This is a genomic window from Micromonospora sp. WMMD956 (assembly GCF_029626125.1).
Taxonomy (GTDB): domain Bacteria; phylum Actinomycetota; class Actinomycetes; order Mycobacteriales; family Micromonosporaceae; genus Micromonospora; species Micromonospora carbonacea.
Map to the genome: position 1 here is coordinate 5,391,915 of NZ_JARUBI010000005.1, position 12,718 is coordinate 5,404,632.

The 12,718-nt window shown below is 73.0% G+C and carries 10 protein-coding genes; 5 read left to right on the plus strand and 5 right to left on the minus strand.

The annotated features are described in order from the left end of the window. Positions 1-34 precede the first annotated feature (34 nt). The 3 genes from glgB to O7628_RS23630 are packed head-to-tail and all read right to left on the minus strand — an operon-like array spanning position 35 to position 5,384. Positions 35-2,137, minus strand: a complete 2,103-nt coding sequence (gene glgB, locus O7628_RS23620) for a 1,4-alpha-glucan branching protein GlgB (protein ID WP_278133736.1) — start codon at positions 2,135-2,137, stop codon at positions 35-37. Then, entirely contained in the window at positions 2,125-4,164 is a 2,040-nt protein-coding gene (locus O7628_RS23625; RefSeq protein WP_278133737.1) for an alpha-1,4-glucan--maltose-1-phosphate maltosyltransferase, read from the minus strand. The genes glgB and O7628_RS23625 overlap by 13 nt, the downstream gene beginning before the upstream one ends. Positions 4,165-4,223: 59 nt before the next feature. Then, entirely contained in the window at positions 4,224-5,384 is a 1,161-nt protein-coding gene (locus O7628_RS23630) for a sulfotransferase (RefSeq protein WP_278133738.1), read from the minus strand. Positions 5,385-5,850: 466 nt separating this feature from the next. On the opposite strand from O7628_RS23630, the gene O7628_RS23635 reads away from it, so the two are divergent. Then, positions 5,851-6,384: a hypothetical protein gene (locus tag O7628_RS23635; protein WP_278133740.1), complete on the plus strand. Its 534-nt coding sequence runs from the start codon at positions 5,851-5,853 to the stop codon at positions 6,382-6,384. Positions 6,385-6,488: 104 nt separating this feature from the next. On the opposite strand, the gene O7628_RS23640 is transcribed toward O7628_RS23635, so the two are convergent. Continuing rightward, positions 6,489-6,716, minus strand: coding sequence for a winged helix-turn-helix domain-containing protein (locus tag O7628_RS23640; RefSeq protein WP_278133742.1), 228 nt, complete (start codon positions 6,714-6,716; stop codon positions 6,489-6,491). A gap of 176 nt (positions 6,717-6,892) precedes the next feature. Here O7628_RS23640 and O7628_RS23645 point away from each other — a divergent pair, with 176 nt between their 5' ends. Beyond that, positions 6,893-7,090: a hypothetical protein gene (locus tag O7628_RS23645; protein WP_278133744.1), complete on the plus strand. Its 198-nt coding sequence runs from the start codon at positions 6,893-6,895 to the stop codon at positions 7,088-7,090. 16 nt (positions 7,091-7,106) lie between these two features. Then, on the plus strand, positions 7,107-8,312 hold the full coding sequence (locus O7628_RS23650; RefSeq protein ID WP_278133746.1) for a helix-turn-helix domain-containing protein: 1,206 nt from the start codon (positions 7,107-7,109) through the stop codon (positions 8,310-8,312). Positions 8,313-8,402: 90 nt separating this feature from the next. Here O7628_RS23650 and glgA read toward each other — a convergent pair whose 3' ends face one another. Beyond that, complete coding sequence (glgA, locus tag O7628_RS23655; protein ID WP_278133748.1) at positions 8,403-9,617, minus strand: glycogen synthase; 1,215 nt, start codon at positions 9,615-9,617, stop codon at positions 8,403-8,405. A 71-nt stretch (positions 9,618-9,688) separates the two neighbouring features. Between glgA and glgC the strand changes: the two genes are divergently transcribed. After that, entirely contained in the window at positions 9,689-10,921 is a 1,233-nt protein-coding gene (gene glgC / locus O7628_RS23660) for a glucose-1-phosphate adenylyltransferase (RefSeq protein WP_074475846.1), read from the plus strand. A gap of 84 nt (positions 10,922-11,005) precedes the next feature. Next, positions 11,006-12,649, plus strand: coding sequence for a phosphoglucomutase (alpha-D-glucose-1,6-bisphosphate-dependent) (gene pgm, locus O7628_RS23665; RefSeq protein WP_278133750.1), 1,644 nt, complete (start codon positions 11,006-11,008; stop codon positions 12,647-12,649). Positions 12,650-12,718: the final 69 nt, after the last annotated feature.

Sequence of the window (12,718 nt, forward strand, 5' to 3'; positions counted from 1 at the left end):
CGCGGCCCGCCCGCCGCTCTGGCTGAGCGCGGGATCAGTCGCGGCGCAGCCAGAGCACGCCCAGCGGCGGCACCCGCAGCGCCACCGACGCCGGCAGCCCGTGCCACGGCACGCCCTGCGCGTGCACCTCGCCGAGGTTGCCCACCCCGGAGCCCCCGTAGTGGTGGGCGTCGGTGTTGAGCACCTCCGTCCACGTCCCGGCGGCGGGCAGCCCGACCCGGTAGTCCTCCAGCGGCAGGGCCGAGAAGTTCGCCACGCACACCAGCGTCGCGCCGTCGGGGGCGATCCGCACGAACGACACCGTGTTGTGGGCGACGTCGTCGCCGGCGATCCAGCGGAACCCGGCCGGCGTGGTGTCCTGCGCCCACAGCGCCGGGGTGTCCCGGTAGACGCGGTTGAGGTCGCCGACGAGGCGCTGCACGCCGGCCCGCGCCGGGTCGTGCAGCAGGTACCAGTCGAGGCCGCGCTCCTCGCTCCACTCCCGGTCGTCGCCCAGCTCGCAGCCCATGAACAGCAGTTGCTTGCCCGGGTGGGCCCACATGTACGCCAGCAGCGCCCGCGTGTTGGCCAGCCGCTGCCAGGTGTCCCTGGGCATCTTCGCCACCAGGGAGCCCTTGCCGTGCACCACCTCGTCGTGGCTGATCGGCAGCACGTAGTTCTCGCTCCACGCGTACGCCAGGGAGAAGGTGAGCTGGTGGTGGTGGTGCTGGCGGTAGACCGGGTCCTTCGACGTGTAGAGCAGGGTGTCGTGCATCCAGCCCATGTTCCACTTGAACCCGAAGCCGAGCCCGCCGTCGGCGGTGGACCGGGTCACCCCGGGCCACGCCGTCGACTCCTCGGCGATCATCACCACCCCGGCGTGGTGCTTGTAGACGGTGGCGTTGACCTCCTGCATGAAGGCGATCGCCTCCAGGTTCTCCCGGCCGCCGTGCACGTTGGGGGCCCACTGCCCCTCCGGCCGGGAGTAGTCGAGATAGAGCATCGACGCCACCGCGTCGACCCGCAGCCCGTCGACGTGGAACTCGTCGCACCAGTACAGCGCGTTGGCGACCAGGAAGTTGCGCACCTCGCGGCGGCCGAAGTCGAAGACGTACGTGCCCCAGTCGGGGTGCTCGCCGCGGCGCGGGTCGGGGTGCTCGTAGAGCGGGGTGCCGTCGAAGCGGGCGAGGGCCCACTCGTCCTTGGGGAAGTGCGCGGGCACCCAGTCCAGGATCACCCCGACGCCGGCGTTGTGCAGCGTGTCCACGAGGTGCCGGAAGTCGTCGGGGTCGCCGAACCGGGACGTCGGCGCGTAGTAGCCGGTGACCTGGTAGCCCCACGAGCCGCCGAACGGGTGCTCCATCACGGGCAGGAACTCCACGTGGGTGAAGCCCAGCTCCGTCACGTACGCGGTGAGCTGCTCGGCCAGCTCCCGGTAGCCGAGGCCGGGCCGCCACGAGCCGAGGTGCACCTCGTACACGCTCATCGGCTCCTGGTGGGGCTGCCGCCGCGCCCGGCGGGCGAGCCAGTCGGCGTCGGTCCACTCGTACGCCGAACGGTGCACCACCGAGGCGGTGGCCGGCGGCACCTCCGCGTACGCGGCGAGGGGGTCGGCCTTGTCCCGCCACCGCCCGTCGGCGCCCAGCACCCGGTACTTGTACTTCGCGCCGGCCGGCACGTCGGGCACCAGGATCTCCCACACGCCGCTGGAGCCCAGCGACCGCATCGGCCAGCCGTCGTCGGGGTTCCAGCCGGTGAAGTCGCCGACGACCCGCACGCCGCGCGCGTTGGGCGCCCACACGGCGAACGCGACGCCCGCGTCGAGCACCCGCGCGCCGAGGGCCTCCCACAGCCGCTCGTGCCGGCCCTCGCCGATCAGGTGCAGGTCCAGCTCGCCGAGGCTGGGCAGGTGCCGGTACGGGTCGTCGCGCAGCGCGCCGTCGACGTCGAGCCGGTAGTCCAGCACGGTGCCCGGCAACACGACCTCGAACACGCCCGCGTCGTGGACGCGGGTCATCGGGTAGCGCTGACCGCCGACGACGGCGCTCACCCGCCGGGCGCCCCGGCGCAGGGTGCGGATGGTGGTGCGCCCGTCGGCGGGGTGCGCGCCGAGCACGGCGTGCGGGTCGTGCGCGGTGCCGGCGATCAGCTCGTCCATCGGGCCTCGTCCTTGTCAGCAGCAGCAACGGCGTCGGTGGTGGGGGCGGTGGCGTCCGCGGGGGCGGGCCGGCGCACGGTGAACACGTGCGCGGGCTGGAGGTACGGGTCGAGCCGCACGGCGTTGCGCTGCCCCCAGTCGTAGACCGCGCCGGTCAGCTCGTCGTGGACGGTGAACCGGTCGCCCCAGTCGAGGCCCAGAGCCGGCATGTCCAGGGTGGTGTTGCCCCACTGCACGGTCTGCGAGTCGAACGAGCAGACCACGAGCACGAGGTTGCCGGTGTCGGGGCAGCGCTTGGACCAGCACAGCAGCGCCGGGTTGTCGATGTCGTGGAAGACGAGGTTGCGCAGCCGGTGCAGGGCCGGGTTGTCGCGCCGGACCCGGTTGAGGGTGGCGATGAACGGGGCCAGTGACCGCCCCTGTGCCTGCGCGCCGGCCCAGTCGCGGGGGCGCAGCTCGTACTTCTCGTTGTCGAGGTATTCCTCCGCGCCGGGGCGGGCCACGTGCTCGAACAGCTCGTAGCCGGCGTACATGCCCCAGGAGGGGGAGAGCAGCGCCGCCAGCACCGCCCGGATCTTGAACATCGGCGGGCCGCCGTGCTGCAACGACTCGTGCAGGATGTCGGGGGTGTTGGGCCAGAAGTTGGGCCGCATGTGGTCGGCGGAGGCGACCAGCTCCTCGCAGTACTCCCGCATCTGCGCGGCCGTCGTGCGCCAGGTGAAATAGGTGTACGACTGCGTGAAGCCGATCTTGCCGAGCCCGTTCATGATCGCCGGCCGGGTGAACGCCTCGGCGAGGAACAGCACGTCGGGGTCGACCTTCTTCACCTCGGCGATCAGCCAGTGCCAGAAGTCGAACGGCTTGGTGTGCGGGTTGTCCACCCGGAAGATCCGGATGCCCTCGCCGACCCAGTGCAGCACCACCCGCAGGATCTCCGCCCGGATGCCCTCGGGGTCGTTGTCGAAGTTCAGCGGGTAGATGTCCTGGTACTTCTTCGGCGGGTTCTCCGCGTAGGCGATGCTGCCGTCGGCCCGGGTGGTGAACCACTCGGGGTGCTCGGTCACCCACGGGTGGTCCGGCGCGCACTGCAACGCCAGGTCCAGCGCCACCTCCAGCCCTTGTTCGGCGGCGGCGGCGACGAAGTCGCGGAAGTCCTCCGGCGTGCCCAGGTCGGGGTGGATGGCGTCGTGGCCGCCCTCGGCCGCGCCGATCGCCCACGGTGAGCCCACGTCGTCGGGCCCGGCGGTGAGCGCGTTGTTGCGGCCCTTGCGGTTGACCCGGCCGATCGGGTGGATCGGCGGAAGGTAGAGCACGTCGAAGCCCATCGCCGCGACCCCGGGCAGCCGGTCCATCGCGGTGGCGAACGTGCCGGAGCGGGCCGGGGCGTCGACGGTCGCCGGGATCGCGCCCTCGGAGCGGGGGAAGAACTCGTACCAGGCGGAGAAGAGCGCCCGGGGGCGGTCCACCCACAGCCGGTATTCGTCGCCGGTGGTGACCAGCTCGCGCACCGGGTGCGCCCAGAGCAGGTCGGCCAGGTCGAGGGCCGGGGCGACGCGGGCGGGCAGCTCCCGGCCGTCGTCGTCCAGCGCGGCCACCGCCGCCTTGACCCGTGCGACGTCGCCCGCCGGCACCACGGCCAGGGCGGCGGTCAGCACGCGTACGCCCTCGGCCAGGTCGTTGGCCAGCTCCGCCGCGCCCTGCCCAGCGGCGATCTTCTTGGTCACCGCGTTCTGCCAGGTCAGGTACGGGTCCTGGAACGCCTCGACGGCGAAGGTCCACTCGCCGACGGCGTCGGGGCGGATGGTGGCGTGCCACCGATCGTGGCCGGGCTCGCCGGGGCGCATCCGGGTGAACGGCCGGGCCCGCCCGTCGGGGCCGAGCCAGACCACGTTGCAGCCCAGCGCGTCGTGCCCCTCCCGGTAGGCGCGGGCCGACACCGGCACCGCCTCGCCGACCACCGCCTTGGCCGGGTAGCGACCGCAGGAGACGGCGGGGGAGACGTCTTCGATCGGGAACCGTCCAGTCACCCTGTCAACCTACCTGTGCGAGATCGTCTCGCGCGCGGGCAAGCTGTCCCCGGATCCCGTTACGGCTCGATCAACCCACGCACGAGCGGATCGTCGGCGTCGACGACCGGGTGCTCCGCGAGGACCGCCCGCGCCTGCGCGTAGTCCTCCGCGGCCAGGGCCGCCGCCGGGTTGCTGCGGCGGCTCGCCCGGGACAGCACGGTGCCCTCCTGGGAGTCGGCCGAGAAGGTCGCGTACGCCGCGTCCACGCCGTCGGCCGGCAGGCCGCAGTGGTCGAGCACGGCGGCGAGGGTCGCCTTCGGGTCGGCGTCGAGGGTCTCGTAGGCCACCGGCAGCAGCGGCACCCCGGCGCGGCGCAGCGCGCGGTAGCGGTCCAGCACCGACAACCAGGTCAACACGTACGCCTCCGTCGGCGTCGGCTGCCGCTCGTGCCGGGCGACGAAGGGCATGATCAGCGGTGCCTGGGCCAGCACGTGCTTCAGGAACGCCAGTTGCGCCCCCGGGTCGGGCAGGTGCGGCGTGAAGCCCTGGTGCATCGACTCCAGCCACGGCCGCGCGTCGCGGTGCAGGAACACGCCCCGGGCGTCGGGGAACACCTCGTGGAACAGGTCGCCGAGCTGGATGCCGCCGGCCCGGAACTTGACCGCCAACGTTCCGGTGCCCCCGCCCAGGCCGCCGGTGTCGCTCCGGGCATCGCGTCCGGTGTCGGCGAGGACGCGGACGCAACTGCGGATCAGCCGCGCGTACTCCGCGTCGCGGCCCGGGTCCTCGTGCCGCAGCAGCGTGATCTCGGTGAAGACGTCGGGCTCGGAGTAGCTGCGCACCCCGGCCACCTCGCCCAACGCCCTGCTGAGCAGCGTCGACCCGCAGCGCCCGACGGAGTAGACCAGGATGAGCCGGGCCGGGTCGGGCAGGCCGTCGGCGAGCCGGTGCAGGGTCTCGTAGGGGACCGTGACCAGCCGCCGCGCGGCCCGGTACTGGTCGAGGTAAAGGAACGGCCCGCCCGCCAGGTCGACCCCCGGCGGGGTCTGCACGAAGTATGCGAGGCGGTGCTCGTCGTCGAGGCAGTGCAGGCTGACGTCGGGGTCGCCGAGCAGACTCTCCGCCGGCACCGAACCGCCCGGTCGTACGACGAAGTTGTGCGGGCTGGCCGGGACGAACTCGGCCGGCGCGACCTTGTCGAGGATGTCCAGCACCTGCGCGGACCCGTTCGTATCCATCGATGCCAGACGCTACGCGGAATCACGGTGCGCGATCAAGACCTTGCGGAGTGCTGAGGCCGGGTTCGTGCCTGCTGGCTCGACCTGGTGCTGGTGCTGGTTGCGTTGCGTGATGCGTGCGGCACGAGGGCGGGGAGGGCCGACTGGTGCCACTCACCGTCACGGCCGCTTGGCCTCGCAGTGAATGCCGCGTCCCCTTTGCTCTGCACCCACGGGCGCAACACCCGGCCTACCAGGGGAACTGTGGGGCCGTGGACGGCGGGCCGCGCGGTGGCCGGTTGCGGTGCGTGAGCTGATGCGTATGTGGGTGCAGAGCAAAGGGGTTCACCGGCGGGTGGTCGGGCCGAGCGGGCGTCACGCATGGTCACGGCCTGGCGGCACGGCACCCGCCGTGCCGCCGTTGCGGTGCGGGCAGGTGTCGTCGGTGCGTCAGCCCGGCGTGCGGTGACCCCGTTAGGGTGACGGCATGCCAGTGGTGCCAGGGGGATTCGTGCCGGGCCGGAGCGCTCTCACCCTGATCGGCGACGATGCCCCCGGTCCGCGCCAGGCGAATCCGCCCGCCAGCGGATTCTGGCGGCTGCTCCTGGGCGTCCTGGGGCTCGGGCTGCTGGCGATCGGCCCGGTCCTGGTGTACGCCGCCGCCTTCCTCGCCACCGACGAGCCCACCGTCAACCGATGGGTCATGGGAGCGGCCGGAGTCGGGGTCACCCTGTCGTGCCTCGGACTGGCCCGGCGCGAAGCCCGGCAGCACGACCGCGCCCGACGGGACCAGCGCCGCCTGGAGACGGTCGGCGTCGCCGCGACCGCCGAGATCACCGCCGTGCGGCCCGCCTCGCTCGGCGAGGAGAGCGGCATCGAGGTGAGCCTGCTGATCAGCGGGCCCGGGTTCGAGCCGTTCGCGACCGCCTCGCAGTGCAAGGAGCATCCCAGCCTCAAGGTCGGCGCGCGGCTCAACGCCGTGGTCGACCCCACCGACCGCCTGTACGCGATAGTCCCCTAGCTGGGCCGGCGGACTCTGCGCCGCCACCACCAGGCGATCTTGGAAGAAGCAGGCCCCTCGGGGGGCCGAAATCTTCCAAGATTCACCCGCTCCCGCATGTTGCCCTAGGCCGGGGGACTCTGCGCCACAAACGACCCCTTGCCCTGGTGAACCTCGATCCAGCCCCGCTCGTCGAGGATCCAGAGGGCCCGTTTGATCGGGTTGTCAGACGAGTTGTACTGCCGAGCCAGCTCCGCGATTGTTGGTAGCTTGTCGCCGGGCTTGAGCGTGCCGCCTCGGATCGACGCGGTGACGTCATCGATGACCTGCTCATAGACAGGCTTGCGGGGCATGTGAACCACCTCTCGTCAGCCTGTTCAGCCTCTCACTAAGCGCGACACACTCTGAACCCTGTGTTGACTGTTGCTTCTTAGGGTCCTAAGTTGGCGGTGGCAGGGGGTTCTCTCGTCAGCAAACGGAGTGCCCTCACTCGCACGAACCCCAACCGCAACCCCCGAAGGAGGCGCAGATGCGTGAGCGCCCGCACGACGGGCCGCTGCCGGTGGCGCACCCGATGCCCGGCGGCCGACCTCCGCAACCCGACGGGGACCGGGTGCCCGGTCCGCCCCGGCCCACCCGCGCGCCGCTCCGCCTGCGGCAGTACGCCTACGGCGCGACGATCGCGGTGGTCGTACTCGTGCTGTTGGTCCTCGGGGTCCTCGGGTGAGCGGGACGGCCCGGCGGTGAACGAGCTGCCGGTCGGCCGCCGGGTGGCCCACTGGCGGGTGCGGCGCAACATGACGCAGCAGCAGTTCGCCGACCGCCTCGGCAAGTCGAAGAGCTGGGTGGACAAGGTCGAGCGTGGGGTGCGCCGGCTGGAGCGGGTGTCCAGCCTGCGGGAGGTCGCCGAGGCGCTCCGGATCGACCTGGGGATGCTGCTAACGGATCGGGCCGCTCCGGCGGACCGGGCTGCGACGGGCGTGGCGCGGGGCGTGGAGGGGATCCGGGCCGCCCTGGCCCGGTACCACGTGCCGGTCCCCGCCCGGCCGCCCGACGTGGCGCAGGTGCGGGCCCGGCTGGGGCATGCGGAGCAGAGCTACCGGCACGCCCGGTACCCGGAGTTGCTCGCCCTGCTGCCCGGCCTGCTCGACGCCGCCCGCGAGGCGCGCGCCGCCGATGCGGGCCGGGCTGCCGACGGTCTGCTGGTGTCCGGGTACGGGCTGGTCGCGCTGGTGCTCGTGAAGGTCGGCCAGGGGGAGCTGGCGTGGCTGGCCGCCGACCGGGGGCTGGCCGTCGCCACGGCCGCCGCCGACCCGTGGCTGGCCGCCGCCGCGACCGTACCGCTGTGTCAGGCCCTGCGGGCGGGCGGCCGGCTGCGGGCGGCGGTGGAGGCGGCGGTCGTGGCCGCCCACCGCATCGGGCCCTGCCTGTCCGGTGCCGCGCCCGCCGCCGGCCCGGCCGTGCGCGGGACGCTGCTGATCCAGGCCGCCCTGGCCGCCGCCGGCCGGGGCGACGAGCGGGCCGCCGACGAGCTGCTCGGCCGGGCCGGGGAGGCCACCCGGTCCGCTGTTCCCGGCGGCGCAGACGGTGGTGGCTTCGGCGGCGCGGGCTTCGGGCGGGCGGCGGTCGTGGCCGCCCGGGTGGTGGCCGGGGCCGCGCTCGGCCAGGTCACGGCGGCGACGGTACGCCACGAGAAGCTGATCGCCGACGACGGGTGGCGGTGGCTGCCGCCCGAGCACCGGGCCGCGTACCTGCTGGACGTGGCCCGCCTGCACGCGGCGGCCGGCGACGGGCTGCGCGCCGGCCGGGCGGTGCTGGACGCGGAGCGCACCGCCCGGGGCGAGGTGCACGAGCGCCCGGCGGCCCGGGAACTCGTCGGCGTCGTGGCGCGGTCGGCGGCGGCCCCGGCCGCCCTGACCCGCCTCGCCGCCGCCCTCGGCGTCACCTGACCCGCCCGCCACGCCAGCGGGCCACGCCCCCGCTGTGGCTGGTGAGAGGGGAACCCTTCTCTACTGGAAGCGTTAACAGGGGGCCCTTCCTTACGCGCCGACCGCGCGGTAGACCTCGACGGTGCGGGCGGCGATCGCGTCCCAGGAGAAGTGCTCGACCGCCCGGACCCGCCCGGCCCTGCCCAGCGTGGCGGCCTTCGCCGGGTCGGCCAGCACCCGGTTGACCGCCGCCGCCAGGTCGGCCACGAAGCGCTGCGGGTCCAGCGGCGTGCCCGAGCCGTCGGCGGCCTGCTCGATGGGGACCAGCAGCCCCGTCTCGCCGTCGGCGACGACCTCGGGGATGCCGCCGGTGGCGGTGGCCACCACCGCCGTCTCGCAGGCCATCGCCTCCAGGTTGACGATGCCCATCGGCTCGTAGACCGACGGGCAGACGAAGACCGTGGCGTGGGTGAGCACCTGGATGACCTCGTGCTTGGGCAGCATCTCCGCGACCCAGACCACCCCGGAGCGCTTCGCCCGCAGCTCGGCCACGAGGCCCTCCACCTCGGCGGCGATCTCCGCCGTGTCGGGTGCCCCGGCGAGCAGCACGAGCTGCGTGTCCTCCGGCAGCTCCCGGGCGGCCCGCAGCAGGTACGGCAGCCCCTTCTGCTTGGTGATCCGCCCGACGTAGACGACGCTGGGGCGGGCCGGGTCGATGCCGAGCCGGTCCACCACGTCGGTGCCGGGGTCCGGGGCGTACTGGGCGGTGTCGATGCCGTTGTAGACCACCTTCACCCGGTCGGGGTCCACCGCCGGGTACGCCGCCAGCACGTCGGCGCGCATGCCCGCGCTCACCGCGATGATCGCGTCGGCCGCCTCGTACGCGGTGCGCTCGCACCAGGAGGACAGCGCGTAGCCGCCGCCGAGCTGCTCGGCCTTCCACGGCCGCAACGGTTCCAGGCTGTGCGCGGTGACCACGTGCGGCACCCCGTGCAGCAGCTTCGCCGTGTGCCCGGCCAGGTTGGCGTACCAGGTGTGGCTGTGCACCACGTCGGCGCCGGCGCACGCGGCGGCCATCTCCAGGTCGACGCCCATGGTGCGCAGCGCGGCGTTCGCGCCGGCGAGGGCGGCCGGCTCGGCGTACGCGGTGACGCCCGGCTCGGCGCGCGGCGCGCCGAAGCAGTGCACCCGCACGTCGGCCAGCCGGCGCAGCTCGCGGGCCAGGTACTCGACGTGCACGCCGGCCCCGCCGTACACCTCCGGCGGGTACTCGCGGGTGAGCAGATCGACGCGGAGTGCTCCGGTGGCGGGGGTGGCGGCGGTCATGCCCCGCACCCTAGTGCAGAAGTCCGTCCGTACGAGTGGTGAAGTCGCACGCGGATGGTTAGCGTCTGGGCATGGCTGACAAGGTGCTCGCGATCGTCCTGGCCGGTGGAGAGGGCAAGCGCCTGATGCCGCTCACCGCGGACCGGGCGAAGCCCGCCGTCCCGTTCGGCGGGATGTACCGCATGGTCGACTTCGTCCTGTCCAATCTCGCCAACGCCGGCTTCATCAAGATCGTCGTGCTGACCCAGTACAAGTCCCACTCGCTGGACCGGCACATCACGATGACCTGGCGGATGTCGACGCTGCTCGGCAACTACGTCACGCCGGTGCCGGCGCAGCAGCGCCGCGGCCCCTGGTGGTTCGCCGGCTCCGCCGACGCGATCTACCAGAGCTTCAACCTGATCCACGACGAGCAGCCCGACTACGTGATCGTCTTCGGCGCCGACCACATCTACCGGATGGACCCCCGGCAGATGGTCAACGACCACATCGCCTCCGGGGCGGGGGTGACCGTCGCCGGCATCCGGCAGCCGCTGTCGATGGCCGACCAGTTCGGCGTGATCGAGGTCGGCCCCGACGGCCGGCGGATCCGGTCGTTCCGCGAGAAGCCCACCGACGCCGTCGGCCTGCCCGACGCCCCCGACCAGATCTACGCCTCGATGGGCAACTACGTCTTCACCACGAAGGCGCTCCTGGAAGCCGTCGAGCAGGACGCGGAGGACAAGACCAGCAAGCACGACATGGGCGGCAGCATCATCCCGATGCTGGTCGAGCGCGGCGAGGCCAACGTCTACGACTTCCGCGACAACGAGGTGCCGGGCAGCACCGACCGCGACCGCGGCTACTGGCGGGACGTGGGGACGCTCGACTCGTTCTACGACGCCCACATGGACCTGATCAACGTGCACCCGGTGTTCAACCTCTACAACTTCGAGTGGCCCATCTACACCGAGCAGCCGCCCTACCCGCCGGCGAAGTTCGTCCACCAGTGGGGCGAGCGGGTCGGCCGGGCCGTCGGCTCGATGGTCTCGCCCGGCGCGGTGGTCTCCGGCAGCCTGGTGGAGAACTCGATCGTCTCGCCGAAGGTCAAGGTGCACTCCTGGGCGCACGTCGACGGCTCGGTGCTGATGGAGGGCGTCGACATCGGCCGGCACGCCGTGGTCCGCCGGGCCATCCTCGACAAGAACGTGATCGTTCCCGAGGGCGCCGAGATCGGCGTCGACCTGGAGAAGGACCGGCAGCGCTACACGGTCTCCGACAACGGCATCGTGGTGATCGGCAAGGGGCAGCGGGTCGAGCCCTGAACCACCCACACTTGTCCTGTCGCGTGTGAGCCCGGCCCGTGCCGGGAAGACCCATCGTCCGTAGCGTCCCTGGAGGTTGCAGCAGTGGCCCACCCCCGCGCCGGTCAGCCCGCCGAGCCCACCGACCTGGTCGACGTGCCCCGCCTGGTCACCGCCTACTACGCCGAGCATCCCGACCCGGACGACCCGGCGCAGCAGGTCTCCTTCGGCACCTCCGGCCACCGGGGGTCGAGCCTGCGCAACGCGTTCAACTCCGACCACATCCTCGCCGTCACTCAGGCGCTGTGCGACTACCGCCGCCAGCAGGGCATCGACGGGCCCCTCTTCCTGGGCCGGGACACCCACGCCCTGTCGGCCCCGGCGGCGGTCGACGCGCTGGAGGTGCTCGCCGCCAACGGGGTCACCGTGCTGCTCGACAGCCGCGACGGCTACACCCCCACCCCGGCGGTGTCGCACGCGATCGGAACCCACAACCGGGGCCGCACCTCAGGGCTCGCCGACGGCATCGTGATCACCCCGTCGCACAACCCGCCCGACGACGGCGGGTTCAAGTACAACCCGACCCACGGCGGGCCCGCCGACTCCGAGGTGACCCGGTGGATCCAGGACCGCGCGAACGCGATCCTCGCCGCCGGGCTCAAGGAGGTGGCCCGGATCCCGTACGCACGGGCCCGCGCCGCCGACACCACCGGCACGTACGACTTCCTCGCCCACTACGTCGACGACCTGCCCGCCGCGCTCGACCTCGACGCCGTCCGGGCCGCCGGGGTGCGCATCGGCGCGGACCCGCTCGGCGGGGCCAGCGTCGCGTACTGGGGGGAGATCGCGCAGCGGCACCGGCTCGACCTCACGGTGATCAACCCGACGGTCGACCCGACGTGGCGGTTCATGACCCTCGACGGCGACGGCAAGATCCGGATGGACTGCTCCTCGCCGAACGCGATGGCGTCGCTGATCGCCGCCCGCACCGACTACCAGGTCTCCACCGGCAACGACGCCGACGCCGACCGGCACGGCATCGTCACCCCCGACGGGGGCCTGCTCAACCCCAACCACTACCTCGCCGTGGCTATCGGGCACCTGTTCCGCACCCGGCCGGACTGGGGCCCCGACGCGGCGGTCGGCAAGACCCTCGTGTCGTCGTCGATGATCGACCGGGTCGCCGCCGACCTGGGCCGGCCGCTGCTGGAGGTGCCGGTGGGGTTCAAGTGGTTCGTCCCGGGCCTGCTCGACGGGTCGGTCGGCTTCGGCGGCGAGGAGAGCGCCGGGGCGTCGTTCCTGCGCCGCGACGGCAGCACCTGGACCACCGACAAGGACGGCATCCTGCTCTGCCTGCTCGCCGCCGAGATCATCGCGACGACGGGCAAGACGCCCAGCGAGCACTGGGCGGAGCTGGCCGGGCGCTTCGGCGCCCCCGCGTACGCCCGCATCGACGCGCCGGCCGACCGGCGGCAGAAGGCGGTGCTGGCGAAGCTCTCCCCGGAGCAGGTGACGGCGACGGAGCTGGCCGGCGAGCCGATCACGGCGACGCTGACCGCCGCGCCGGGCAACGGCGCGGCGCTCGGCGGGCTGAAGGTGACGACGGAGTCGGGCTGGTTCGCCGCCCGCCCCTCGGGCACGGAGGACGTCTACAAGATCTACGCGGAGTCCTTCCAGGGGCCGGAGCACCTGGCCCGGATCCAGGAGGAGGCCAAGGAGCTGGTCTCGGCGGTGCTCGGGCAGGCGTGAGCCGGAGCGCGACCGGCCCGCCCGGATAACCCGGGCGGGCGTGCTCCGTTACCCCTAGCGGAACCCGGG